Source organism: Exiguobacterium sp. s157, assembly GCF_018618205.1.
Lineage (GTDB): Bacteria > Bacillota > Bacilli > Exiguobacteriales > Exiguobacteriaceae > Exiguobacterium > Exiguobacterium chiriqhucha.
Genome location: NZ_JACSLQ010000004.1, coordinates 147,325 through 171,606, shown reverse-complemented (window position 1 = coordinate 171,606; position 24,282 = coordinate 147,325). Strand labels below are relative to the sequence as shown.

Annotated in this window: 27 protein-coding genes; 22 read left to right on the top strand and 5 right to left on the bottom strand. The window is 51.8% G+C overall.

All coding sequences use genetic code 11. The features are described 5' to 3' along the window. The first annotated feature begins 13 nt into the window (after positions 1-13). A complete protein-coding gene (gene mutM / locus KNP67_RS09650) occupies positions 14-838 on the top strand; it encodes a DNA-formamidopyrimidine glycosylase (protein ID WP_029595184.1) in 825 nt (274 codons plus the stop codon). A 12-nt stretch (positions 839-850) separates the two neighbouring features. Beyond that, a complete protein-coding gene (gene coaE / locus KNP67_RS09645; protein ID WP_029595185.1) occupies positions 851-1,456 on the top strand; it encodes a dephospho-CoA kinase in 606 nt (201 codons plus the stop codon). Positions 1,457-1,473: 17 nt separating this feature from the next. On the opposite strand, the gene KNP67_RS09640 is transcribed toward coaE, so the two are convergent. Then, on the bottom strand, positions 1,474-1,956 hold the full coding sequence (locus KNP67_RS09640; RefSeq protein WP_029595186.1) for a site-2 protease family protein: 483 nt from the start codon (positions 1,954-1,956) through the stop codon (positions 1,474-1,476). A 155-nt stretch (positions 1,957-2,111) separates the two neighbouring features. Between KNP67_RS09640 and KNP67_RS09635 the strand changes: the two genes are divergently transcribed. The 8 genes from KNP67_RS09635 to KNP67_RS09600 all read left to right on the top strand — a co-directional run bounded on the left by KNP67_RS09635 (position 2,112) and on the right by KNP67_RS09600 (position 10,266). Next, positions 2,112-3,143 carry a glyceraldehyde-3-phosphate dehydrogenase gene (locus KNP67_RS09635; protein ID WP_058763986.1) on the top strand — a complete coding sequence of 344 codons (1,032 nt, stop codon included), beginning with the start codon at positions 2,112-2,114 and terminating at the stop codon, positions 3,141-3,143. A gap of 231 nt (positions 3,144-3,374) precedes the next feature. Next, positions 3,375-3,761, top strand: coding sequence for an adenosylmethionine decarboxylase (speD, locus tag KNP67_RS09630; RefSeq protein WP_029595188.1), 387 nt, complete (start codon positions 3,375-3,377; stop codon positions 3,759-3,761). 111 nt (positions 3,762-3,872) lie between these two features. Beyond that, on the top strand, positions 3,873-4,244 hold the full coding sequence (locus KNP67_RS09625) for a hypothetical protein (RefSeq protein WP_029595189.1): 372 nt from the start codon (positions 3,873-3,875) through the stop codon (positions 4,242-4,244). A gap of 12 nt (positions 4,245-4,256) precedes the next feature. Then, positions 4,257-4,724, top strand: a complete 468-nt coding sequence (gene nrdR, locus KNP67_RS09620; RefSeq protein WP_021065634.1) for a transcriptional regulator NrdR — start codon at positions 4,257-4,259, stop codon at positions 4,722-4,724. A 42-nt stretch (positions 4,725-4,766) separates the two neighbouring features. Next, positions 4,767-6,119 carry a DnaD domain protein gene (locus tag KNP67_RS09615; RefSeq protein ID WP_021065635.1) on the top strand — a complete coding sequence of 451 codons (1,353 nt, stop codon included), beginning with the start codon at positions 4,767-4,769 and terminating at the stop codon, positions 6,117-6,119. Between the two features lie 5 nt (positions 6,120-6,124). Beyond that, positions 6,125-7,039, top strand: a complete 915-nt coding sequence (dnaI, locus tag KNP67_RS09610) for a primosomal protein DnaI (protein WP_214756536.1) — start codon at positions 6,125-6,127, stop codon at positions 7,037-7,039. Positions 7,040-7,351: 312 nt separating this feature from the next. Continuing rightward, complete coding sequence (gene thrS / locus KNP67_RS09605) at positions 7,352-9,289, top strand: threonine--tRNA ligase (RefSeq protein WP_131471293.1); 1,938 nt, start codon at positions 7,352-7,354, stop codon at positions 9,287-9,289. 113 nt (positions 9,290-9,402) lie between these two features. Then, positions 9,403-10,266 carry a DUF1002 domain-containing protein gene (locus KNP67_RS09600; RefSeq protein WP_029595193.1) on the top strand — a complete coding sequence of 288 codons (864 nt, stop codon included), beginning with the start codon at positions 9,403-9,405 and terminating at the stop codon, positions 10,264-10,266. A gap of 51 nt (positions 10,267-10,317) precedes the next feature. On the opposite strand, the gene KNP67_RS09595 is transcribed toward KNP67_RS09600, so the two are convergent. Then, entirely contained in the window at positions 10,318-10,527 is a 210-nt protein-coding gene (locus tag KNP67_RS09595) for a hypothetical protein (protein WP_029595194.1), read from the bottom strand. A 338-nt stretch (positions 10,528-10,865) separates the two neighbouring features. Between KNP67_RS09595 and infC the strand changes: the two genes are divergently transcribed. The 9 genes from infC to pheT all read left to right on the top strand — a co-directional run bounded on the left by infC (position 10,866) and on the right by pheT (position 18,419). Beyond that, positions 10,866-11,396, top strand: coding sequence for a translation initiation factor IF-3 (infC, locus tag KNP67_RS09590; protein WP_021065640.1), 531 nt, complete (start codon positions 10,866-10,868; stop codon positions 11,394-11,396). 30 nt (positions 11,397-11,426) lie between these two features. Then, positions 11,427-11,621 carry a 50S ribosomal protein L35 gene (rpmI, locus tag KNP67_RS09585; RefSeq protein ID WP_021065641.1) on the top strand — a complete coding sequence of 65 codons (195 nt, stop codon included), beginning with the start codon at positions 11,427-11,429 and terminating at the stop codon, positions 11,619-11,621. Between the two features lie 28 nt (positions 11,622-11,649). Continuing rightward, entirely contained in the window at positions 11,650-12,009 is a 360-nt protein-coding gene (gene rplT, locus KNP67_RS09580) for a 50S ribosomal protein L20 (RefSeq protein ID WP_021065642.1), read from the top strand. Positions 12,010-12,095: 86 nt separating this feature from the next. Next, positions 12,096-12,350 carry a hypothetical protein gene (locus tag KNP67_RS09575; protein WP_021065643.1) on the top strand — a complete coding sequence of 85 codons (255 nt, stop codon included), beginning with the start codon at positions 12,096-12,098 and terminating at the stop codon, positions 12,348-12,350. A 23-nt stretch (positions 12,351-12,373) separates the two neighbouring features. After that, positions 12,374-12,856 (top strand): dUTP diphosphatase, encoded by a 483-nt coding sequence (locus KNP67_RS09570; protein ID WP_029595195.1) that lies wholly within the window; start codon positions 12,374-12,376, stop codon positions 12,854-12,856. Between the two features lie 23 nt (positions 12,857-12,879). Further along, positions 12,880-13,959 (top strand): M42 family metallopeptidase, encoded by a 1,080-nt coding sequence (locus KNP67_RS09565; RefSeq protein ID WP_021065645.1) that lies wholly within the window; start codon positions 12,880-12,882, stop codon positions 13,957-13,959. Position 13,960: 1 nt separating this feature from the next. Further along, a complete protein-coding gene (locus KNP67_RS09560) occupies positions 13,961-14,707 on the top strand; it encodes a TrmH family RNA methyltransferase (RefSeq protein ID WP_214756534.1) in 747 nt (248 codons plus the stop codon). Between the two features lie 301 nt (positions 14,708-15,008). Then, entirely contained in the window at positions 15,009-16,031 is a 1,023-nt protein-coding gene (gene pheS / locus KNP67_RS09555) for a phenylalanine--tRNA ligase subunit alpha (protein WP_214756533.1), read from the top strand. Positions 16,032-16,043: 12 nt separating this feature from the next. Then, positions 16,044-18,419, top strand: a complete 2,376-nt coding sequence (pheT, locus tag KNP67_RS09550) for a phenylalanine--tRNA ligase subunit beta (RefSeq protein WP_214756532.1) — start codon at positions 16,044-16,046, stop codon at positions 18,417-18,419. A 41-nt stretch (positions 18,420-18,460) separates the two neighbouring features. Here the strand turns inward: pheT and KNP67_RS09545 are convergent, their stop codons facing one another. The 3 genes from KNP67_RS09545 to rnhC all read right to left on the bottom strand — a co-directional run bounded on the left by KNP67_RS09545 (position 18,461) and on the right by rnhC (position 21,607). Next, a complete protein-coding gene (locus KNP67_RS09545) occupies positions 18,461-19,483 on the bottom strand; it encodes a PTS sugar transporter subunit IIC (protein ID WP_214756562.1) in 1,023 nt (340 codons plus the stop codon). A gap of 327 nt (positions 19,484-19,810) precedes the next feature. Then, positions 19,811-20,623 carry an alpha/beta fold hydrolase gene (locus tag KNP67_RS09540; RefSeq protein WP_021065650.1) on the bottom strand — a complete coding sequence of 271 codons (813 nt, stop codon included), beginning with the start codon at positions 20,621-20,623 and terminating at the stop codon, positions 19,811-19,813. Between the two features lie 72 nt (positions 20,624-20,695). After that, a complete protein-coding gene (gene rnhC / locus KNP67_RS09535) occupies positions 20,696-21,607 on the bottom strand; it encodes a ribonuclease HIII (protein WP_214756531.1) in 912 nt (303 codons plus the stop codon). A 123-nt stretch (positions 21,608-21,730) separates the two neighbouring features. On the opposite strand from rnhC, the gene KNP67_RS09530 reads away from it, so the two are divergent. From KNP67_RS09530 to KNP67_RS09520, 3 genes are read left to right on the top strand one after another with little or no spacing between them, the layout of a single operon-like run. Then, positions 21,731-22,132: a hypothetical protein gene (locus KNP67_RS09530; RefSeq protein ID WP_021065652.1), complete on the top strand. Its 402-nt coding sequence runs from the start codon at positions 21,731-21,733 to the stop codon at positions 22,130-22,132. Then, positions 22,132-22,653: an NfeD family membrane protein gene (locus KNP67_RS09525; RefSeq protein WP_021065653.1), complete on the top strand. Its 522-nt coding sequence runs from the start codon at positions 22,132-22,134 to the stop codon at positions 22,651-22,653. Before KNP67_RS09530 ends, KNP67_RS09525 begins: the two co-directional genes overlap by 1 nt. Positions 22,654-22,656: 3 nt before the next feature. Then, positions 22,657-24,171: a flotillin lipid rafts scaffold protein FloT gene (locus KNP67_RS09520; RefSeq protein WP_021065654.1), complete on the top strand. Its 1,515-nt coding sequence runs from the start codon at positions 22,657-22,659 to the stop codon at positions 24,169-24,171. Positions 24,172-24,282: the final 111 nt, after the last annotated feature.

Sequence of the window (24,282 nt, the reverse complement as noted above, 5' to 3'; positions counted from 1 at the left end):
AAAGGAAATCAATATGCCTGAATTACCAGAAGTGGAGACGGTCTGTCGCCGATTGCGACCGTTCGTCTCCGGAAAAACGATTGCAAATGTCGAAGTGCTCGACGCGAAAATCATTCGGGGACACGAACCGGAGATTTGGAAACAACAGTTGCTCGACGAGACGATACAAGACGTCGAGCGACGGGGGAAATTTATTTTGTTCAAATTGACGAACGGATATCTCGTTTCGCATCTCCGAATGGAAGGGAAATTCTTCCCACATGACGAAATGGTCAATCCGGTCAAACATACGCACGTCGTCTTCACGTTCACGGACGGGACGACGCTTCATTACAATGATGTCAGAAAGTTCGGCACGATGGAACTGAAGACGAATGACGAGTTGTATGTGACACCGCCGCTGTCGCTACTCGCACTTGAACCGTTCGATTCGGGAGTGACGGCGGAGACGCTCCACACCCGCTTGAAGCGGATGAATGTCCGTGCCATCAAGACGGCACTCCTCGACCAGTCGATTTTCGTCGGTCTCGGCAACATTTACGTCGATGAGACGTTGTTCCGGGCCGGGGTCCATCCGACGCGCCCGGCGGCCTCGCTCTCGCTTGACGAGGTGCGCTTGGTGCATCAAGAAGCTGTGGCCGTGTTGACTGAAGCGATTGAGCGCGGCGGGAGCACAATCCGAAGCTACACGAATCCGGATGGGGCGAGCGGAACGTATCAAGAGACGCTCTACGTATATGGTCAGACCGGTGAGCCGTGTAAACGATGCGGCCGACCGATTGAAAAGATGAAATTGGGCGGACGGGGCACGCACTACTGTCCGCACTGCCAACAGTAAGAGGTGGACACGATGTTGAAGATTGGTTTGACAGGTGGAATTGCGACAGGGAAGTCGACCGTATCCCGTCTGTTTCGAAAACAAGGAATCCCGATTATCGATGCCGATAAAATGGCGCGGATCGTCATCGAGCCGGGAGGCAAGGCGTTCGCGGCCGTTCGTGAGGCGTTCCCACAATGCTTCTCGGGCGACGCATTGAACCGTCAGGCGCTCGGACGTGAGATTTTCCATGATGATGCCAAACGTCAATTGCTGAATCAACTCATGCATCCGGCCATCCGCGAGGAGATGCTCGAGGAGATGCGTGGCTATGAGGCGGCGGGCGAGAAGGTCGTCATCTTCGACATCCCGCTCTTGTTCGAAGGGACGATGCGGGACCTCGTCGATTATACGGTCGTCGTCTATTGTCGGGAGGAGATTCAGCTGATGCGCCTCATGGAGCGGAACGGCTTGACGAAAGCTGAAGCGCTCGCGCGCATCCATGCCCAAATGCCGATTGAAGAGAAGAAGCAACAGGCTGATTTTTTAATCAACAACAACGGTGCCTTAGGCGATTTGTCGGCCCAAGTGGCCCGCCTCGTCGAACAATTTGAAGACATGAAAAAAGAAGGCGACTGAGCGCCTTCTTTTTTTGTTCAGTTCAATGGGTCTGAGTCCGGTCGGCCTTTCTTCCATGTATCGAAGATGGCTCGGCCGTCACTTGGATGACCGTTCGAATAATAAATCGGATAGAGCGAGAAGAACACGTAATAAAACGAGAAGTACGCGAATTGATACGTATAGAGCGTCGGTTCAATCTCACGCATCAAAATGAAGGCGTTCACGATCAAAATGCTCGATAGGTTGAAGATGGATCCGCCCGCGTAGACGAGACTCCGGGTCAAGCGGTTACTATATTTCAAGTCGCTGAACTGACACCACGCGTCATAGAAGTAGACACGGTTGAATTGCAGGCGCCCGACTTTGAATAATTTCTTACCGGTCCCAATCTCCATATCGAGCGAACCCCCAAATAGTTTCGCGAAGAAGAAATGGCCGAATTGATGGATAATCGTCACTATCGGCAAAATGATGAAAAACGAGATGATAAATTTGTCTAAATCGGTCCAATCGAACATGCTGTCCTAGCTCCTTTCCAAGCTCTTCACCAAATTTCCCTCTTTTTCAAATCTGAAACTGTAAAAAAGTGAAAGAAATGTGACGATTCATAGTGAAAACGCTTCCATTTTTCCGTTATAATGGTGTCGTAACGCAGAAAAAAGGGGGACTTTACATGGGGACGAAAGTTGCAATCAATGGATTTGGTCGAATCGGGAGAATGGTGTTCCGAAAATTGATGCTCGAAGGGCGTCACGACGTGGTCGCCATCAATGCGAGTTATCCGGCGGAGACGCTCGCCCACTTGATTAAGCACGACACGGTCCACGGACCGTTCACACTCACGGTCCGGGCGCATGGGGATGCGCTTGAAGTTGATGGGAAGCGAATCATGCTCGTCTCCGAGCGTGATCCGGAGCGGTTGCCGTGGAATGAGCTCGGGGTTGAAATCGTCATCGAGGCGACTGGTAAATTCAATTCAGATGTCGGGGCGAAAAAACATTTGACGGCCGGTGCGAAGAAAGTTATTTTGACGGCACCAGGAAAAGGGGAGCTGCGGACGATTGTCATGGGGGTAAACGATCGTGATTATTTACCTGAGCACGATCACGTCATTTCGAACGCCTCGTGCACGACGAACTGCCTCGGTCCGGTCGTTAAAGTATTGGACTCGACGTTCGGAATCGAGACGGGGCTCGTCACGACCGTGCATGCCTATACGAATGATCAAAACAATATCGACAATCCGCATAAAGACCTACGGCGCGCTCGCGCTTGTGGTAGTTCCATTATACCGACTTCGACTGGGGCTGCCAAAGCCATCGGACTCGTCTTGCCTGAATTGCAAGGGAAGTTGAACGGGATGGCACTTCGCGTACCGACACCGAACGTCTCACTCGTCGACCTCGTCGTCGAGTTGCACCGTGACGTGACGGTAGATGAAGTGAATCAGGCGTTCGAGCGTGCCGCACATGGAGAGATGACAGGTATTCTCGGTGTCTCGAACGAACCGCTCGTCTCCATCGACTTCAACGGGGATGAACGTTCATCGATTATCGATGCCGATTCGACGATGGTGCTCGGGGGCAATCACGTCAAAGTACTCGCTTGGTACGATAACGAATGGGGCTATTCGTGCCGTGTCGTCGACTTGTTGGACATGGTCGCGAGCTACTTACAAATCGGACAACAAGAAACCCACGTCTGAAAAAATATATTTACACAAAAATATTTTTAAAGAATTGAAACAAATGTCTTGTATCGACGTCCCAAACGCGATACACTCTAACTCGTGAACTTCAATTGGTCTGACAAACGCAACTTAAAGGGTTAGGACCTCTTAGGACTAACTTGCCCCCGTGGTTGTGGGCGATTCAGGCACAAAGTGAGTGATCATCAACTACTTTGAGACCATTGATGTAAAGGGGGATCCACTAATATGGATACTATGGGACGTCACATTATTACAGAACTTTGGGAGTGCAATCCCGACAAATTGAACGATATCGACTACATCGAGCGCTTGTTCGTCGATGCAGCACTTCGTTCGGGCGCTGAAGTCCGCGAAGTCGCTTTCCACAAATTTGCGCCACACGGTGTAAGTGGAGTCGTTATCATCTCAGAATCACACTTAACGATTCACAGTTTCCCAGAGCATGGCTACGCATCAGTCGATGTGTTCACATGTGGGGACCGAATCGATCCGGCCACAGCTTCGCAGTACATCGCGGAAGGCTTGGAAGCAAAAGTTCGTGAGGACGTGAAACTTGATCGCGGAATGGGACCGATTCGTGTTCCGGAAGCGCAAGTTGCAATCAGCAAATAATCAGATTGACCTTTTGAGGCTGGCCGAATTTCGGTCAGCCCTTTTAATTGTTTTGTTAACCGCTTAATTTTGATATGCTTAACCTATATAAATAAGGTGTCGAGGTGGATAATGGGATTATTGGATAAGTTTCAAACACATGTCCAGACGGACGATTCGCATAAAAATGAGGCGCTGCGCACACGTTACGTGGCAGCATCGCCGACCGCCGTGCTCACGTGGCTCCGCGAACGAATTGAGGCACAAGGACAAACGGTTCGCCGTGTCGATACAGACCGGGGCGAAGTGGCGTTTAACGGCGACGGCTGGGACGCGCTGGCGACAGTCATTCAAGTGGATGGCGGACGTACGGCTGTCGACTTCACGTTGAACCGGGATCAGATGCTCGGGCCGGACCTTGGTCAAATCGTCACCACATATTATGAGGCGCTGCAAGTGAAATTCCCGCTCCGCGCCATCGGGAATCAATCTGTCGAACGATAAGGAGGGCTGAGCATGCGTTGTCCTAAATGCGATCATAATGGAACGAGAGTGCTCGACTCCCGACCAGTACAAGATTTCTATTCGATTCGTCGCCGTCGCGAATGCGAGGAGTGCGGCTATCGCTTCACCACGTTTGAAACGGTCGAACAGACCCCGCTCATCATCGTTAAAAAAGACGGGAATCGGGAAGAGTTCAGCCGGGAGAAAGTACTTCGCGGGATTATTCGGGCGTGCGAAAAACGACCGGTCACGCTAGAGCAACTCGAAGGCGTGGTCACGAAAGTCGAACAACAGTTACGCGCGCTCGGTCAGTCCGAGATCCCGAGTGAGCAAGTCGGTGAGCTCGTGATGAATGAATTGGCACGTGTCGATGAAGTGGCCTACGTCCGCTTCGCGTCCGTCTATCGCCAGTTCAAAGATATCTCTGTGTTCTTTAAAGAACTTGAAGATTTAATGAAGCAAGAAAAATCGACCAACTAGAGGGGCGGCCTGCTGGTCGCCTTTTTTCAGGGGAGACCTATCATGGAAAAAGAACGAATCCTGTACGGGACTGACGAACTGTTGATTATGAGCACTGGGCTCATCGATCGCGAGTCGTATCAGTCGTTGTACCACTTATATCAGCCGGTCATCGGTGTGAAGGCGCTTGCGATGTATCAGACGCTTTGGAGCGAGCTGAAGCCCGGGAAGATGAAATCGAATTATATGTCGCACAGCGCGCTCTGTGAAATGCTCGATTACTCGATTAACGAGCTGACGGACTGTCTGTTCCGGCTCGAGGCGATCGGTCTCGTCCGGACGTATAAGACGAAAGATGAGCGTTTGACCCAGTACGTATATCAACTGCGTGTCCCGCTCGCACCCCATACGTTCTTGAACGACGGACTGTTGTCGAGTTTTCTCTTCTATAAAGTCGGGGAAGTTCGCTTTAAACAGTTGCAAGGACGATTCACGATCGATCCATTGCCGGCCGGGATTATCGAGGTGACGAAAGACTTTAATGAAGTGTTCGACGTCAAAGGCGTCAATCATATGGCGTTCACCCAAAAGAACTACGAGAAACCTGACCGCGCCAAAATCGAGATCAACTATACGTTCGATATGGAAATCGTCAAAAAACTGACGAACTTCCCCGTCGGCTTCTTTACGAAGAAGCTCGATGAGACAATCACGAAGCTTGCCTACGTCTCACAAATCGATGAAGAGACGATGGCCGAGATGTTGAAGGAGTATTTCGTCCACGAGGCGTATCTACCACTCAGCGAGCAAGAGAAACGCGACGGCTGCCGCCAAATGGTGTTGCAGTTGAAGAAGAAACAAACGCGCCATCGGAAAGTGAAGTCGGACGAGACGGTAAAAGCAGAAATCGGTGATTTGCATGACGTGACGGTCATGGAAGAAGCGCATCCGCATCAATACGTGTCGACGTTACGGAAGACGCCACAACTGTCGAAGAGTGACGAGCAACTCATTATCGATCTCGTCGATACGCTCGGGCTCGCGCCAAGTGTCATCAATGCATTGTTCTATTACTGTATCGAAGTGAAGAAGCAGACGCGGCTCAGTGAGAACTATGTCATGCGGATCGCGACGAGTTGGAAGACGGCGGGCTATTTAAACGCCAAAGACGCGTTGGAACAAGAAGCGACACAAGATGCGCTCATCGAGAAGAAACAGCAGAAACGGGAGAATGTGCAACAGCGGACGACCGTCGGCTCGAGACGCAAAGACAAGACCGAGATGCCAAAATGGCTCGAAGACGAGGCGAAAGAGCAACGGACGTACGATCAAAAACGAAAACAAGAGCTCGAGGCATCGGTCCCAGACGACGCGGAACTCGTTAAGCTGTTGAATGAATTGAAAGAGAAAGGATGAGGGACATGGAACGCATCAATCAAACGCTCGCCCAAATGATGAACCGGAAAGAAGTGCGGGAAGCGTACGAATCGATTCGCCGGCGCACCCTCGAACATCCAGAAGTCGTCGCTTTTTTAAAGGCACATCCGGAGTTAGACGAGACGGCGGTCGAGGTCGGCTTTACGAAGCTCAGTGAATATGCGGAACAGATGGACGATAAGAAGCTCATCGAGGAGCAAGCCGTCATCCCGGGCCATCAGCCAGTGCTCTATGTCGACCTCGGTCAAATCGCAATCCGTTATGAAGAGACGGTGAAGCATCGTCAAGCACGGCGCCAAAAAGAGATGGACCGGAAGTTCAAGAGCCTATTCTTGCCGGAAGAAGTGCGAGAGGCGAGCTTTGAATCGTTCGACTGGTCCGATGATGCCCGTAAAATCGCACTCCGTGAATCGATGCGGTTCGTCTCAGGCATGAAGACCCGCCAAAAAGTGAACGGTTTATACCTTCACGGCAGCTTCGGCGTCGGGAAGACGTACTTGCTCGCGGCGATCGCTAATGAGCTGAAAGTGGCGGACATCGAGACGATCCTTGTCCACGCCCCGGGATTCGTCTCGGAAGCGAAACGGAAAATCCGGACCGACTCGTTCGATTCGTTTTTGACGTCATTCCAACACGTGCCGGTGTTATTGATTGATGACATCGGGGCCGAGGCGATCAGTCCGTGGGTACGGGATGAACTGTTCGGCATTATTTTGCAGTATCGCATGATGCATCGCTTGCCGACGCTTTACAGCTCGAACTTCAGCGGAGAAGAGCTCGAGACCCATTTCTCGATCGACGGTTCGCCACAGAACAAAATGAAGGCGCAGCGGCTCATGCAACGCATCTCGACGACGACGACGCAAATCGAGTTAAAAGGTGAGAATCGACGGCGGTAAAGGGATTGTATTTCTGGAACGAGTTGACTATACTAATAAGCATATAACCGATGCATTGAAGAGGACATGAGACGTCGTAACGGGTTTCAAAGCGAGGGAAGGCTGGTGAGAGCTTCCTAAACACGCCGATCGCCTTACTCCCTCAGAGCACCGTACGGGTCAATCGTGCGGCGATTCACACTCGTTATCGTGTGTTCGAGCCAAGCGGATCGCTTGGGAACGAGGGTGGTACCACGAGAATCAAAGCTCGTCCCTTTCATAGGGATGGGCTTTTTTTATTTTCTTTTAAATGTAGAGAGGGGAAGTTGACACATGATTCAATTGACATTTCCAGATGGGGCCGTCAAAGAGTTTGAGGCCGGCATCACAGCAGAAGAAGTAGCAGGTTCAATCAGTCCAGGACTTCGTAAAAAAGCAATCGCCGCCAAAATCGATGGTGAGATGATCGATTACCGTCGTCCGATTGAACAGGACGGTAAAATCGAGCTCGTCATGCCCGACTCAGAAGACGGTATCGATTTGATGCGCCACTCGTCAGCCCACTTGATGGCCCAAGCCATCAAACGGTTGTACGGCGAAGAAGGTAGCATCTACCTCGGCATCGGACCGACAATCGAGAACGGTTTCTATTATGATATCGAGATGGATCGCCGCATCAACGAGGAAGACCTTCCAGAAATCGAGAAAATGATGAAACGAATCGTCGACGAGAACTTGGACATCACACGCGAAGTCGTCTCGCGCGACGAAGCGCTCGAGCGCTACAAACAGCTCGGGGACCCACTCAAAATCGAATTGATTGAAGATATCCCGGCGAGCGAGACGCTCACGATTTACCATCAAGGCGAATTCTTCGACTTGTGCCGCGGACCGCACGTCCCATCGACATCGAAATTGAAAGTGTTCAAGTTGATGAGTGTGGCCGGTGCTTACTGGCGCGGCGACTCGGACAACAAAATGCTTCAGCGGATTTACGGAACGGCGTTCGCGACGAAAGAACAACTCGCGGAGCACCTGCGTCTATTGGAAGAAGCGAAAGAGCGCGATCACCGCAAACTCGGGAAAGAACTCGATCTCTTCTTCGTGTCGCAAGAAGTCGGCCAAGGTTTGCCGATGTGGCTCCCGAAAGGTGCCTCGATCCGTCGTACGGTCGAACGTTATATCGTCGACAAAGAGCTCGAGCTCGGGTATCAGCACGTCTACACACCGGTCCTCGGTTCGGTCGACCTGTATAAGACATCGGGTCACTGGGATCACTATCAAGACGATATGTTCCCGAAAATGGAGATGGACAACGAAGAACTCGTCCTTCGTCCGATGAACTGTCCGCACCACATGACGATCTATAAACATGAGCCGCGCTCATACCGCGAACTCCCGCTTCGCATCGCTGAGCTCGGCGGTATGCACCGTTACGAGATGTCAGGGGCGCTCACAGGCCTCCAACGCGTCCGTTACATGGTGTTGAACGACGGGCATACGTTCGTCACACCGGAGCAGATGAAGCAAGAGTTCAAAGATATCGTCCACTTGATTCAAGAAGTGTACGCCGACTTTGGCATTAAAGATTATCGTTTCCGCTTGTCATACCGTGACCCGGCCGACAAAGAGAAGTACTTCGACAACGATGCGATTTGGGAAACGGCCCAACGTCAATTGAAAGAGACGATGGATGAGCTCGGTCTCCCTTATTTCGAAGCGGAAGGTGAAGCGGCGTTCTACGGACCGAAACTCGACGTCCAAGTCCGCACGGCGCTCGGCAAAGAAGAGACATTGTCGACAGTCCAACTCGACTTCTTGCTCCCTGAGCGGTTCGACTTGACGTACACAGGACCAGACGGCAAAGATCATCGTCCGATTGTCCTTCACCGTGGTGTCGTCTCGACGATGGAGCGTTTCGTCGCTTACTTGATTGAAGAATATAAAGGGGCGTTCCCGACATGGCTCGCACCGGTCCAAGTCAAATTGATCCCTGTCTCGCACGTCCACGACGAATATGTCGCAGAAGTGAAGGCAGAGCTCGTCAAGCGCGGCGTCCGTGTCGAAACGGACCTCCGTGACGAAAAACTCGGCTATAAGATCCGCGAAGCCCAGATGAAGAAAATCCCGATGACACTTGTCCTCGGTGATAAAGAACGAGATGAGCGTGCGGTCAACATCCGTCGCTACGGACAGCAAGAACAAGTATCGGCCACACTCGATGCCTTCTTGTCATCCCTCACAGACGAAATCGCGAACCGTTCACGTTAATCGGTCGACCATCCTTCACCGGAAGGGTGGTCGTTTTTTTCGGTCTCAAGACGGATGCGGAACAAGGGATGGAGACGTAAGGTAGAAGAAAGGAGTGATTCATTTTGAATTATATGAAACCATTAGTGGCGCTCACGATCGGTTCAGTCGTCGCGACAAGCATGATTCCAAAAGTAAACGCAGAAGCCATCGTCGATGATACAATCGTCACACTCGGCGAATCATTATCGGCCAGCCAACGAGACTGGGTGCTCGAACGAGTCGAGGCGCCGGCCGGGATTGAGCCGATTATCACAACCGTGGCCGATGAAGAAAAATATTTAGGGGATGCCGTCCCACAAGCGCAGCGCGGCGGGGGCATGTATTCATCAGCCCGCATCAAACTGACTGACGGGACAGGTCTCGATATTAAAACGGAAAACGTGACATGGGTCACCGAAGATATGTATGCGAACGCACTCGTGACCGCCGGTGTCACCGATGCCGACATTTATATCACGTCACCGATTCGCGTCACCGGGACGTCGGCGCTCACGGGCATTATGAAAGCGTACGATCAGACGGCGGCCGAGACAGGCATTCAATTGTCCGAGGAGCGGAAAGACTTGGCGCAGGAAGAACTGGCCGTCACGTCTGAAATCGGGAAGACGGTCGGTCAAGAAGACGTAGCCGGTCTCATGAACGAGATTAAAGCTGAGATTGCGAACAAGGCACCGGAGACGAACATCGAGATTCGCGATATCGTCATCCAAGTGTTGAATCAAAACAACGTCCAATTGTCCGATACGCAGTTGACGCAATTGACGACGCTGTTCGAGAACATGCAACAAGCGAATCTGGATTGGGGAGCGATTAGCAACGGGCTACAAGGGGCCGGTCAAGACGTCCAGGCGTTCCTCGAGACCGAGGAAGTCCAAGGCTTCTTCGCTCGTTTGTTCGAGGCGCTCAGCAATTTCTTCAAGTCGTTGACGAATTGATTGATGTTGACCACATGACAGATGGTATTAAAAAAGGGCGAGCGCCCTTTTTTAATACCATCGTTTATGGATATAGTCGCGAGCGGACTCATGGTCGTCGACGATCTTCAACGTGATGCGGTTCATTTCTTCTAATAAGTCCGTCAACACCGCTTCAAGCTTGGCATCACTCACCTCATGGTGGCGCATCGTCTCTTGTACGATGTGTTTGATTTGGTCGTGATAGTCATGGTCGTCTTTCACGTGCTTTCTCCAAGACACGGTCCATCCCTCCTTTTTTATTTTATTCCCTCGCAAAAGGTATTGCGAAACAGCGAAATGACTGTTATCATCATAAAAGTGTGAGCTACCAATTATTCATGCGCGAATTCTTGACATCTTAATCCTATTGGTGTTAAGATGACATAGTGATTAAATACAACAAAGCAGAAGCGCCCGCTTCTCACCTCGTCCGAACAGATTCGGTCAGGTCCATCATGTACGTGAAGCAGTCGAGCCTTGGTCTCTGCTGTCTCCGAAATGATGTGTGGGCGGGAAACTGCCGACGCTTTTTTTATTGCCATGTTGTCTTATCAATCTAAAACTCGTGCAACCGCACGATGGAGGTGCTAACCATTAGCAAAGAGCTCTTTATCAACGAAAACATTCGTGCCCGTGAAGTTCGCTTAATTGGAGCGGACGGTGCACAACTCGGTGTGCAATCGCGTAATGAAGCATTACGTTTAGCAGAAGAGGCTGAACTCGATCTCGTCTTGGTCGCCGACAAAGCTAACCCACCGGTCGCTAAAATCATGGACTATGGAAAATACCGTTTCGAACTCCAGAAAAAGGAGAAAGAAGCGCGTAAAAACCAAAAGGTCATCCAATTGAAAGAAGTGCGCCTCAGCCCGACAATCGAGGAAAACGATTTCCAAACGAAATTGCGTAACGCTCGCAAATTCCTTGAAAATGGTAACAAAGTGAAAGCGTCAATCCGTTTCCGCGGACGCGCCATCACACACTCGGAAATCGGCCGACGCGTCATGGAAAAATTGGCGGCGGAATGTGCCGACTTGGCAACAGTTGAGCAAAAGCCGAAGATGGAAGGACGCAGCATGTTCTTAGTGCTGGCTCCGAAGAAAGAAGATTAATCATCGAGTCATAGTGGGGAGGAAATACTCATGCCGAAAATGAAATCGCACCGTGGTGCTTCTAAACGTTTCAAACGTACTGCATCAGGTAAACTCAAGCGTTCACACGCTTACACAAGTCACTTGTTTGGTAACAAATCGACTAAAGCGAAACGTAAGCTCCGTAAAGGTGCTATCGTCTCAGCTGGAGACTTCAAACGCATTCGCAACATGATCGCGAAGTAATACAGAAAGAATTTAGGAGGGAAACCATATGCCACGCGTAAAAGGCGGTTATACGACTCGTCAACGTCGTAAAAAGCAAATCAAGCTTGCCAAAGGTTATTTTGGCTCGAAACACATTCTATTTAAAGTAGCAAAACAACAAGTCATGAAGTCACTCATGTACGCTTACCGTGACCGTCGTCAAAAGAAACGTGATTTCCGTCGTCTTTGGATCACACGTATCAATGCGGCAGCACGCACAAACGGTCTTTCATACAGCCGTATGATGCACGGCCTCAAGCTTGCAGGAATCGACATCAACCGTAAGATGCTTGCTGAGCTTGCTGTGACAGATGCACAGGCATTCGCGTCACTTGCTGATACAGCTAAATCAAAATTGAACGCGTAATCGTTCAATCGACAGCGCCGAGACCTTATCTCGGCGCTTTCTTTTTTCTGATTAATTCCTTAAACTTAAGATAAGGAGGGCGGACTATGAATCCATCTGTTTTGGCCATCGTCGCGTTGGCACTCATCGTCTTGAACGTCTACACCTATTTGCAGGCGAAACGGTACACGCTCGGCGAAGGTGATTTTAACGTCTTATATGCTTATGCCGGCGGTGCGATCGGTGCTCTGTTCGGGCTTCATTTGACGCGGAAAAAGGCGGTTCATGCCCCAAAAAGCGTTCAAATACAAGTATTGATTTTGGCAGTCGGCTGGTCTTTAATGATTTTAGTACTGCTTTGAATGCAGAATAGGAGGAGCAACCGGTGAACTGGACAACATTATTTGATCGGCAGCGTGAATTAGATGAGCGGATCAAAGAAGAACATCAACTATCCGGGAACCAATTTGATGAGCGGCTACTCGCTTTGCTCGTCGAACTCGGTGAACTCGCCAATGAGACCCGTAGCTTTAAATTTTGGTCAACGAAGGGCCCGTCGCCTCAAGACGTGATCTTAGAAGAGTATGTCGACGGCATTCATTTCTTATTGTCGCTCGGTCTTGCCCTCGGGTATGAACGCGATTCGTTCCCAGCAGGTAGCTCGTATCTTGATGCGACTGACGCTTTTTTAGACGTGTTCCGCAAAGTGACGAACTTTGGTTTGTCGAAGACGGAACCGATGTACGAGACGCTGATGGCGGCTTATCTCGAACTTGGCTATACGCTCGGCATCAACGAAGAGTTGATGGTGATGGCGTATATGGCAAAAAATGAAAAGAACCATGAGCGACAAAATCAAGGTTACTAATCGAAACGAAGGAGCGATGTCCCATGAACGAATCATTACATATGCTGAAACGCTTGACGGATGCCACCGGTGTCCCGGGAAATGAAGGAGAAGTCCGCTCATTGATGCGCGAATACTTGGAGCCTCACGTGGAAGCGTTCGAACAAGACGGGTTAGGCAGTCTGTTTGGACGGGTGACGGGCAACGCGGATGGACCGCGTGTCATGATTGCCGGCCATATGGATGAAGTCGGCTTCATGGTGACACGAATCGAAGAAGGGGGCTTCTTACGTTTCCAAGCGCTCGGTGGCTGGTGGAACCAAGTATTGCTCGCGCAACGCATGGACGTCGTCACACGCTCAGGCGAAAAAATCCCTGGAGTCATCGGTGCGAAACCGCCGCACGTGCTTCCGCTCGAGGCGCGCAAGAAACCTGTCGAGATTAAAGACATGTTCCTCGATATCGGTGCGACGTCGAAAGATCAAGTCGCGGAGTGGGGCATTCGCCCGGGCGATACGGTCGTCCCTCACTGTGAGTTCACGGTCATGAAAAATGAAGACTTCTTGATGGCCAAAGCGTGGGATAACCGAATCGGTTGTGCCATCGCCATCGAGGCGGCGAAACGATTGAAAGACGACGAAGTTCCGGGTGTTGTCTTTACTGGAGCGACGGTCCAAGAAGAAGTCGGGTTGCGCGGTGCCGTCACGGCTGCCAACTTGGTCAAACCGGACGTCGCCATCGCCGTCGATACGGGTATTCCTGGAGATACACCAGGGATGACACCAGCAGAAGGATTGTCGAAACTCGGGGAAGGCGTTCAAGTCATCTTCTTCGATGCGACGACCATCACGAACCCGCGCCTCATCGATTTGATCGTCGAAGTGGCGAAAGAGAACGACATCAAGTACCAATTGGATTTGACGCCGGGCGGTGGAACGGACGCAGGCCGCTTCCATTTGGCAGGTGTCGGGATGCCGGCCGTCGCACTTACGGTACCGGTCCGTTATTTGCATACGAATGTCTCAATCATTCACAAAGCAGATTATGAAGCAGCCGTCGATTTGGTCGTAGCGCTCACGAAACGACTCGACCACGAAACGGTTCAATGGTTGAAAGAGGGATAATATGACGAAAATCACGTCTACGAAAAGTGAGACGATTAAGCGCTTAAAGCGTTTGATGACGAAAAAAGGCAGACAAGAGTCCGGACAATTTTTGGTCGAAGGCGAGCATTTGGTCGACGAGGCCATCCGTGCCGGACGTCTCGTCCAACTGATTATGGGGGAGTCGTATACCCCGAAAGGATCATGGCGCCTTGATGAGATGCCTGTCCTCGAACTATCCGACCATGTGGCTGACTTATTGTCAGAGACAGAGAAAACGCAAGGTGTGTTCGCTGTCGTCAAGATGGCCCCGGTCGAACGAAAGATGAAACATGTGCTCGTCCTCGATCGAATCCAAGACCCAGGTAATCTCGGAACGATGATTCGAACGGCGGACGCGGCCGGCTTCGACACGGTTTTGCTCGGAAAAGGGACGGTCGACCCGTTCAATGCCAAAGTCGTGCGCGCGACACAAGGTTCCTTGTTCCACGTCAACGTGAGCTCGGTCGATTTGCTTGAGACGTTGCCTGAATTGAAGAGCGAAGGCTTCCATATTTACGGCACGGCTCTCGCGAAAGCGACATCGTACGAGCAAGTCGATTTTAGTGAGAAGGTCGCGCTCGTCATCGGCAACGAGGCACAAGGCGTACATCAAGACGTGCTCGAATTATGTGACACCCGTGTCCATATCCCGGTTCTCGGCGATGCCGAATCGTTGAACGCGGCCGTCGCGGCCGGTATTCTCATGTATCGGATCGCGCTACAATAACCTTGTCAGCACTGACGAATCGTGATAGGTTAATTACATCGAACAAAATAATGAATAGACGTTGAAAGAGCATAGTACGCGAACTACCGAACGAGTACAGGGAGCATGGGCCGAGACTGCGAGCCGATGCCTTGGTCGGCGCTGAATTCACTCTCGAGTCGTGTTGGAGACAACACCGAAGTAGCATCCCGATACCGATGCTCTCAAGTGGGCCGATTTCGGCCAAGTAGGGTGGTACCGCGATTATTCGTCCCTTCAGTCATCGACTGAAGGGACTTTTTTTGTAGAGGAGGAAACAAGAATGAAAGAACAGTTGGAACAATTACAACAAGAGGCGTTGCAAGAGATTCAAGCGGCATCTTCGCAAAAAGAGTTGAACGAAGTCCGCATCAAATATTTAGGGAAGAAGGGGCCGATGACCGAGGTGCTCCGCGGGATGGGGAAACTCTCTCCTGAAGAGCGGCCTGCAGTGGGCGAACTCGTCAACACGGTCCGGACGACAATCCAAGACACGTTAGAGGCACGGATCGAGGAAGTGAAGGCAGTCGAGCTCGAAGCGAAACTGGCGGCGGAAACGATTGATGTCACGCTCCCAGGTCGGACGTCACTGCCAGGTCATACCCATTTGCTCCAACAAATTGTCGATGAGATGGAAGATTTGTTCGTCGGTCTTGGTTATACGATTGCCGAAGGTCCGGAAGTCGAGACGGATTTGTACAATTTCGAGATGCTCAACCTCCCGAAAGACCATCCGGCCCGCGATATGCAGGATTCGTTCTATGTGACAGACGAGACGCTCCTCCGGACGCATACGTCGCCTGTTCAAGCACGGACGATGCTCCAAGCGGAAGGAAAACCGATTCGCATTATCTGCCCGGGTAAAGTGTACCGTCGCGATGAGGATGACGCGACGCACTCGCATCAATTCATGCAAATCGAAGGGCTCGTCATCGATGAGCATATCTCGATGGCCGATTTGAAAGGCACGCTCGAAGTGTTCGTCAAACAGTTGTTCGGTGAGACGCGTGAGATTCGTCTCCGTCCGAGCTTCTTCCCGTTCACAGAGCCGTCGGTCGAAGTCGATATCTCTTGTTTCAAGTGCGGCGGCAAAGGCTGCAACGTCTGTAAGAAGACAGGCTGGATTGAGATTCTCGGAGGCGGAATGGTGCATCCACGCGTGCTTGAAATGGCAGGCTATGATTCGACGAAGATGTCCGGATTTGCATTCGGAATCGGTGTCGAACGGATGGCGATGTTAAAACATGGGGTGGACGATATTCGTCACTTCTATACAAACGACTTACGCTTCATCGAGCAATTCTAAGGGGGATCACACATGTTATTATCAAAAAAATGGTTGAATCAATATATTGACGTATCCGATTTGAGCGGACAAACGCTCGGTGACTTAATCACGAAAAACGGGATTGAAGTCGAGAGCGTCGTCAGCCGGTCGGAAGGCTTGTCGGGACTCGTCGTCGGGCATGTCCTCGCTTGCGAGAAGCATCCGGAGGCCGACAAATTGAACGTGACGGCGGTCGATATCGGTGCGGATAGCCCGGTTCAAATCGTCTGTGGCGCGCCGAACGTCGCCGCTGGTCAACACGTCATCGTGGCGACAGTCGGAGCTCGTCTCCCAGGCCTTAAAATTAAGAAAGCGAAGCTGCGCGGCGTCGAGTCGCAAGGGATGATTTGCTCGCTCGAGGAACTCGGGTTCGAGAAGAAACAAATTCGTGAAGACGAGCAGGATGGCATTCACACGTTCCGCGAACCGGTCGAAGTCGGTGCGGACGTCATCCGTCTGTTAGACCTCGACGATGAAGTAATCGAGCTCGGATTGACACCGAACCGTTCAGATTGCTTAAGCCTTTACGGGATCATTCATGAAGTCGCGGCCATCCTTGAGCGCCCATACACATTACCGACTGCTGACGTGACGACAGATGTCGCGAACACGGTCAGCGTTCGTCTCGAGACAGACAACTGTCCGTACTATGCGACACGCCGTGTCGACGGCGTCGTCATCGGTGACTCGCCACAATGGTTGAAAAATATTTTGATCGCAGAAGGCGTCCGCCCAATCAACAACGTCGTCGATGTGACGAACTACGTCATGCTCGAGCTCGGTCAACCGCTTCATGCGTTCGATACGGCGAAACTCGGAACGACGATTGCTGTTCGCCAAGCGTATGACGGGGAAGAAATCGTCACGCTCGATGACGTGACGCGCACGCTCGATGCCTCGATGATGGTCATCACGGACGGCGAGCAGCCTGTCGCCATCGCCGGCGTCATGGGTGGAGCGAACACCGAAGTCGATGCGACGACGTCGAGTATCATCCTCGAGTCGGCCTACTTCGCACCGGCATCGGTCCGTAAGACGAGCCGTACGCTCGGTTTACGCTCGGATTCGAGTGCCCGCTTTGAAAAAGGGGTCGACCCGGAACGGTTACAATTGGCCCTTGACCGTGCGGCCGAACTCATCGTCGAAGTGAGCGGTGGCACAATTAGCGACATCGTCATCGCTGGGGACAAAGACTCTGCGGCTCGGACGATTGATGTCTCGGTCGCTTATATCAACCATCGACTCGGAATGGACCTCGAGCAAGAGACGATTGTCCGCATCTTGGAACGTCTCGGTCTCGATGTGACCGGGGACGAGACGTTGACGGTCCACGTACCGTCGCGTCGCCCTGACTTGGAGTTGCCGGCTGACATCACGGAAGAAGTGGCACGCCTCTATGGCTATGACAGTCTTCCGTCGAGCCTTCCGGCGTCACACTCGAAAGGGTACCTCCCGAAAGAAAACGTGTTGCGCCGTCGCGTCCGTCGCATCCTCCAAGGCGCAGGATTGTCGCAAGCGATCACGTACTCGCTCACGAGCGTCGGGAACGCCTCACGCTTCAGTGGAGCCGACTTGACGCAAGTGAACTTGGCAATGCCGATGAGCGAAGAGCGTTCGGTACTCCGGACATCGCTCATCCCAGGTCTGTTGGAGGCGGCTCGTTACAATACGTCGCGTCAACAAGCGAACGTGCGATTGTATGAGACAGGACGCGTCTATGTTGAACAAGGCGAGACGTTGCCACGTGAAACGGAGCGCGTCGCCGGCGTATTGACGGGACTTTGGTACGATCACCGTTCACAAGGTACGCGTGTCCCGGTCGACTATTTCGTCGCCAAAGGAGCCGTTGAGACGCTCTTGTCTGCGCTACGTGTCGAAGCGACGTATGAGGCGGCCGTGATTGCCGATATGCACCCAGGTCGTACCGCAAACGTGCTCATCGACGGACGTGTCATCGGTTACGTCGGACAAGTCCATCCAGGCGTGTCGAAAGACGTGTATGGATTGAAAGAAGTGTACGTGTTCGAACTCGACTTGGACGTGTTGCAACAGTCAGCCGAGCTCATCTATGAAGACGTACCACGTTTCCCATCCATCACACGTGATTTGGCGCTCGTGTTGAAACGGGACATCCCGGCCGGTCAAGTCGAAGCGACCATCAAACAGGCGGCAGGACCGCTCTTGATTGACCTCGCCTTGTTCGATGTCTATATCGGGGAGAACGTAGGGGACGATGAGAAATCAATCGCCTTCTCGCTCAAGTATCAAGATCCGACCCGCACCCTTCAAGATGAAGAAGTGACGGCGTCGTATGAAGCGATTCTCACTGCCGTTCAAGCGGCACACGGTGCGGAAGTTCGCGCATAACCTAAAAAGGTGTCCACCACGTGTGGACACCTTTTTTGAGTTTACTGGACTTCAAGAGCCAAGTCGCCGAACTTTGTCCAACCGACGAGGCATGTCACTTTATACAAGACGAGCGTGATGATGGCCGGAAGGACAACTCCCGTTCCAACGAAGATGAGGAACGCGTCCATTCCTTGCGCGGCAAGGATGTTGAGCGGCGCAATCAATGAGTTGAGCCCGAGTCCCGCGATTTCATAAGGGACTTCGAGTGAGAAGACGAGCGTCGCAATCGGCGCGCTGATCATCGCCGCGATGAAAGGCGGCATGACGACGCGAGGGTTTTTGACGACGTTCGGAAACTGGACTTTCGGTGTGACGAAGAACGAGGCGACCAAACCGCCTGGATCTGTTTGACGATATGCCATGAGCGTGAAGCCGACGAACTGGGCCGTACATCCGATCAACGCGGCGGCACTGGCGACCGGGTCGAGTTGAAGCGCGATGGCGAGTGCGGCCGACGAAGCAGGTGACATGAGCATGACACTAAATACGAGCGCGATGACGAGCGATGTCGCGATTGGAGACGTATTGACCGAAGCGGTGATGCTGGCGCTGATTGAGTTGATGAGCGGTGTCGTGACGGCTGCTGCGCCGACTCCGACGATGCCGCCTCCAAGGACAGCGGTGACCGGGACGACCATCATATCAAATTTCGTTTTCCCGAGGACACGTTTGCCTAACCAGACCGCAGCTGCTGCTGCAATCAAGGCGCTGATCGGTTGACCGGGCACGAGGACGAGCCCGCTCTCGGTCGCTTGGAGCGCCGCACCACCAACGGTTGCCGCAATCATCGAGCTGAACAAAATGAGCGTATTGCCGCCGAGCTGATAAGCGACACCGGCACCGAGTGCCGGGGCGAGCAATGATTTCGCGACTTGCCCGATCAAGACGAGTGTCTCGATGCCGGCCATCTTCCCAATCGTTTCAATCAAGAGTCCAACCCCGAGCGTGACGAGGACGGCGCTTGCCATTCCTGCTGATATTTTGATCATTCGGTCCATTGCGTACTGTTTCACTTCCATCATCTCCTCTATGTGTGTCAATCCAATAAAAAAACCTATCCGGATGGGATAGGCGCGTCGGTCATACCATGAGCGCCTCGTCCGAAACCATCGAAACAAGGGCCCAAAAATTCGTCTCGGTCATCGAGTCGATTTTCAGTCCCTCAGTCGAATAATAATCAGTAGGCCGTGTTGCGCATGGGTTTTCATCATTGCCAGCTCCTCCGTTTGTTAAGATTTGTCTAAGAGTAACACGATATTTTTCAATAATCAATATTTTCTGAAAATTAATTTGAAAAAAATTGAAAACCGCTCAAAAAGAAAAACGACCCAATGAAGGATCGTCTCGTATTAAGACGTGCTGGCTGCAAGTGAGCCAACTTGTTGATCGATGAATGCCATCGAGATTGAATTGAAATGATCGGGTTGGTCGACATTGACGACATGGCCCGAGTCAGTGACGACTTGGACACGAGCCGTCGGCTGATGTTTCGCAGTCCGTTCGACGGCTTCGAGGAACATGTAGTCCTCGTCACCCATAATATAGAGAATCGGTACGTTCGTCTCGATCGAAGAGAAATGACGAAGCAACGGATTCATATTCTCGGTCATCTTGAACCAGCGGATGAACTCGCGTTGACACAGGTTGGCCGCATCGCGGACGAACATCATGCGTGATTTCTTATGACGCTTCTTCGGTAATAAAATCCACGCGAACAGCTGATATAGCCACATGTACGGCACGAAGCTCTGTACGAGACTACCGAGGCGAATCAACAACGTCGAGCGGACGTTGAACTTGACGATGGCCCCGCCGAGCACGACTGAAGCGATTCGTTCCGGATGGTGCTCGAACATCGCTTGAATGACAATCGTCCCGAGCGATAGGCCGACCATGTGGCCTTTTTCAATCTGTAAGTGGTCCATGACCTCGACGACGTCTTCGACAACGACATCGAGCGTATACGCGTTCAGCGGTTGATTCAACGACTGTTCTGCGTTGTAAGAGCCGCCATGTCCGCGTAGGTCGAGCAGGAGCACGTTATATTTCTTTTTGAACGGCCGAATTTGACGATACCAATGCGACAGACTTCCACCCGCGCCATGGATGAAGATGACCCAAGGATGGTCGTCGCTTAATGTGTACGTTTTATAATGCAACATGAACGCTATCCTCCAAAAATTTTTAAGTTCATTAAACCCTAAAAATAATATACCATATCTACAAATGTAGGACTATCGTTTCAACTCGCTCAACCGGATTGCTTTTTTCGTGTTGGCGAAGTGAACTTTCGCGACCTCGTTCAAACGGGATTGACCATAACGAAGAATCAAATCGGCCGCGACTTGGTTGACTTTGGCGCCGGCGCCTTTCGGTAACGTGACCCCGAGTGTCGCACTTAACTTGTCCATTTCTTTTAAGAACAAGGCGCGAGCGAGAATCGAGGCGGCGGCCACGGCGACATGCAATCCTTCCGCTTTCGTCGAGAAATAGACGTCATCTTTGACGACTGCTTTTTCGGAACGAAGGTGGTTATAGTAGATGTTCTTTTCAGCGAACTGATCGATTAAAATGGCGTCCGGTGTCGCATCGAGCTTCTGCAATAAGGCCGACAAGGCGGCGTTATGGGCGATGGCCGTCATTTTGCCTTGCGTCATCGTCCGTTGCATTTTATTATACGCCGGATTGTGCAACGTCGCCTTCTGATAGGTGATGGTGACGTGCAAGTCTTTGGCGATTCGGACGATTTCTGTGTCCGACAGCAGTTTGGAGTCTTTGACCCCGAGCTCTTTGACGAGAGCGATTTTCTCTTTTGGCACGTAGGCGGCGACGACGACGAGCGGTCCGAAATAATCACCTTTTCCGACTTCGTCGCTCCCGATGACAGACCAGTCCGAAAAGCCTTCCGGCAGAACATTTTTCGGAACGCTAGGTTCTTTTTTAATGCTCGTTCCCCATTTGGCGGCTTCCGTGTCGGCATCACGTCCTTGGAACATGACTTTACCCGAATTGTAGACCGTAATCACACACTGAGGTGTTTTAGCACTGAATCGTGCGTGTGGCGGAGGATTGACTGAATGGGCCCGATAACTCGCGATGAGTTCCTCCTGGGCGGTAGCTGATAATTTAATGACTTGATTGCCCAATGTGAGCACTTCCTTTCTAACGCTAGCAAATCAATCTTACATTTTTTTTAGTTATTTTGAAACCAAAGTTTCGCTCTAAACGTATAGACAAGTGAGTAAAGAAAGAAGCGAGGTGAGTCGGAGATGTGGTGGCGCGATGACACGGATGAAGATGAGGCAGAATCTCTCTATAAACATATTCTCGAGCTAGAAGCTCGGATTGCAAAACTGATCGCCCATCAAGTCAGGGTGCGTCGCTTGCTCATGCAGGAATCGTCGGAAGCGGCGACCGAGCAAATCATTGCGTTACAAGCGGAAGTCGATCACTATTTGTCACTTCTGCGACAAGAACGGATGGAGGCGGTCGACCGCTATGATCGCTTACGTCTCGAGCAGACGTTAGGACGGGTCCGACAGTCGGTCAATCAACCGACCCGACCGTTGGCAGAGTGGGACACGATTGAACAGGCGCTCGCGCTCGAAGTCGAACATTTGCGCCGCGTCCTTTCGTACGAACGACAGCGTCGCGCCGAGGAGGAGTGGTAATGGAATCGTTAGATCAGCTGTATTGGTGGGTACTCATCATCGCGGGTCTCGGTACATTCGTGTACATGATTTTTTCAGATGCGTTCGATGTATTTGATGGTTGGTTCAATCCCGCCGTCATCTTATCCTTTTTAGCGCTCGGTGCGGGAATCGGATTGATTTTAAATGCGCTTGCCCACGTGTCGCCAATGATAGGGCTTGCCGTCGCCCTCGTCGGTTCATTCGCGCTCACGACGCTCCTGTACTTATTTGTCCTCTTGCCGCTATCGAACGCGGAAGAATCGATCGGAATGACCGATGAATCCCTCGTCGGCCTGATTGGTCGATTGACGGTCCCGGTCCCAGAAGGTGGGTTTGGCGAAGTGCTCGTCGAATCGGTAACGGGATCCGTACTAAAAACGGCCAAGAGTGTCGACGGAAAAGCCATCGATACGACACAACGCGTCGTCATCATCGAAGTCGAACGAAACATTGCGGTCGTCATGGAGTATGACGAACCGACAATCCGAAAGGAGTTTTAACGTATGAACACAGCTATTTTAGCCAGTATTATCGTCGGAGTGATTTTGCTCGCCTTAATTTTCGTCTTCGTGTTGAAGTATCGCACGGTCGGACCAGATGAGGCGCTCATCGTTACCGGCAGCTACTTAGGGAAAAAGAACGTCCATAGCGACGCGTCAGGCAACCGCGTGAAGATTATCCGTGGGGGCGGAACGTTCGTCTTGCCGGTGTTCCAGCAGGCAGAACCACTCAGTCTTCTCTCGAGCAAGCTCGAGGTGACGACGCCGGAAGTGTATACCGAGCAAGGTGTACCGGTCATGGCGGACGGGACGGCCATCATCAAAATCGGCGGCTCAATCAGTGAGATTGCCACGGCGGCCGAACAATTCCTCGGCAAACCGAAAATCGAACGCGAGAACGAGGCGAAAGAAGTGCTCGAAGGTCACCTCCGTTCAATCCTCGGTTCAATGACAGTTGAAGAGATTTATAAGAACCGTGATAAGTTCTCGCAAGAAGTGCAACGCGTCGCCTCACAAGACTTGGCCAAGATGGGTCTCGTTATCGTCTCGTTCACCATCAAAGATGTTCGTGACAAGAACGGCTATCTTGAATCGCTCGGGAAGCCACGAATCGCGCAAGTGAAGCGAGATGCCGATATCGCCACGGCCGAAGCGGACAAAGAGACGCGCATCAAACAAGCAGAAGCGATGAAGGACGCGAAGAAAGCGGAACTTGAACGTGCTTCAGAAATCGCGGAAGCCGAGAAAGAGAACCAGCTTCGTATCGCGGCGTATCGCCGTGAACAAGACGTCGCCAAGGCCCGCGCCGACCAAGCGTATGAGCTCGAAGAAGCGAAAGCGAAGCAAGAAGTCACCGAGCAACAGATGCAGGTCCAAATCATCGAACGTCAAAAGCAAATCGAGCTCGAAGAGAAAGAAATCATGCGTCGTGAGAAACAGTACGATTCTGAAGTGAAGAAGAAAGCCGACGCCGACCGCTATGCGATCGAGCAGTCAGCCGAAGCCGACAAGGCACGTCAAATCGCCGCAGCCGACGCTGAGAAGTACCGCATCGAAGCGGAAGCGAAAGCCGACGCCGAACGGGTCCGCCTCGCCGGTGTGGCCGAGGCCGATTCGGAACGGGCCAAAGGGGAAGCCGAAGCTGACATTATCCGCTTGACGGGTCTCGCCGAAGCCGAAGCGAAACAAAAGATTGCCGAAGCGTTCGAGCAGTATGGTCAAGCCGCCATCCTCGACATGGTCGTCAAGATGCTTCCGGATTATGCGAAACAAATCGCAGCACCGCTTGGCAATATCGACAAGATTACGGTCGTCGATACGGGCAGCGGCAAAGACGGCGGAGCCGGCAAAGTCACGGGTTACGCCACCGACTTGATGGCATCGCTGCAACAGACGCTCAAAGCGTCGTCAGGAATCGATATGAAAGATTTACTCGACAACTTTGCTGGAAAAGGCAACGTTCAGCCGAGTGCGAATCGCGAGTTGAGCGAGTCAACGTTCGCCGCGACGGAAGAATAAGTAGGGAGCCACAGACAAGTCATCGTCTGTGGCTTTTTTTGTTTTACTCAAATTCCCCTAAATTTGAAACGAAAGGCTTCAAACTCGATCGGTTTCTGACGATAAGTGAGA

Excerpts from the sequence above, each read along its gene's own strand:
- thrS (WP_131471293.1), top strand. The coding sequence starts at position 7,352 with ATGATTCAATTGACATTTCCAGATGGGGCCGTCAAAGAGTTTGAGGCC.
- KNP67_RS09545 (WP_214756562.1), bottom strand. The coding sequence starts at position 19,483 with ATGATGGAAGTGAAACAGTACGCAATGGACCGAATGATCAAAATATCA.
- KNP67_RS09635 (WP_058763986.1), top strand. The coding sequence starts at position 2,112 with ATGGGGACGAAAGTTGCAATCAATGGATTTGGTCGAATCGGGAGAATG.
- KNP67_RS09530 (WP_021065652.1), top strand. The coding sequence starts at position 21,731 with ATGTGGTGGCGCGATGACACGGATGAAGATGAGGCAGAATCTCTCTAT.
- dnaI (WP_214756536.1), top strand. The coding sequence starts at position 6,125 with ATGGAACGCATCAATCAAACGCTCGCCCAAATGATGAACCGGAAAGAA.
- infC (WP_021065640.1), top strand. The coding sequence starts at position 10,866 with ATGGAGGTGCTAACCATTAGCAAAGAGCTCTTTATCAACGAAAACATT.
- pheS (WP_214756533.1), top strand. The coding sequence starts at position 15,009 with ATGAAAGAACAGTTGGAACAATTACAACAAGAGGCGTTGCAAGAGATT.
- rpmI (WP_021065641.1), top strand. The coding sequence starts at position 11,427 with ATGCCGAAAATGAAATCGCACCGTGGTGCTTCTAAACGTTTCAAACGT.
- KNP67_RS09625 (WP_029595189.1), top strand. The coding sequence starts at position 3,873 with ATGGGATTATTGGATAAGTTTCAAACACATGTCCAGACGGACGATTCG.
- coaE (WP_029595185.1), top strand. The coding sequence starts at position 851 with ATGTTGAAGATTGGTTTGACAGGTGGAATTGCGACAGGGAAGTCGACC.
- KNP67_RS09540 (WP_021065650.1), bottom strand. The coding sequence starts at position 20,623 with ATGTTGCATTATAAAACGTACACATTAAGCGACGACCATCCTTGGGTC.
- KNP67_RS09600 (WP_029595193.1), top strand. The coding sequence starts at position 9,403 with ATGAAACCATTAGTGGCGCTCACGATCGGTTCAGTCGTCGCGACAAGC.
- nrdR (WP_021065634.1), top strand. The coding sequence starts at position 4,257 with ATGCGTTGTCCTAAATGCGATCATAATGGAACGAGAGTGCTCGACTCC.
- KNP67_RS09525 (WP_021065653.1), top strand. The coding sequence starts at position 22,132 with ATGGAATCGTTAGATCAGCTGTATTGGTGGGTACTCATCATCGCGGGT.
- pheT (WP_214756532.1), top strand. The coding sequence starts at position 16,044 with ATGTTATTATCAAAAAAATGGTTGAATCAATATATTGACGTATCCGAT.
- KNP67_RS09560 (WP_214756534.1), top strand. The coding sequence starts at position 13,961 with ATGACGAAAATCACGTCTACGAAAAGTGAGACGATTAAGCGCTTAAAG.
- KNP67_RS09565 (WP_021065645.1), top strand. The coding sequence starts at position 12,880 with ATGAACGAATCATTACATATGCTGAAACGCTTGACGGATGCCACCGGT.
- KNP67_RS09615 (WP_021065635.1), top strand. The coding sequence starts at position 4,767 with ATGGAAAAAGAACGAATCCTGTACGGGACTGACGAACTGTTGATTATG.
- KNP67_RS09520 (WP_021065654.1), top strand. The coding sequence starts at position 22,657 with ATGAACACAGCTATTTTAGCCAGTATTATCGTCGGAGTGATTTTGCTC.
- rplT (WP_021065642.1), top strand. The coding sequence starts at position 11,650 with ATGCCACGCGTAAAAGGCGGTTATACGACTCGTCAACGTCGTAAAAAG.
- KNP67_RS09575 (WP_021065643.1), top strand. The coding sequence starts at position 12,096 with ATGAATCCATCTGTTTTGGCCATCGTCGCGTTGGCACTCATCGTCTTG.
- speD (WP_029595188.1), top strand. The coding sequence starts at position 3,375 with ATGGATACTATGGGACGTCACATTATTACAGAACTTTGGGAGTGCAAT.
- mutM (WP_029595184.1), top strand. The coding sequence starts at position 14 with ATGCCTGAATTACCAGAAGTGGAGACGGTCTGTCGCCGATTGCGACCG.
- KNP67_RS09640 (WP_029595186.1), bottom strand. The coding sequence starts at position 1,956 with ATGTTCGATTGGACCGATTTAGACAAATTTATCATCTCGTTTTTCATC.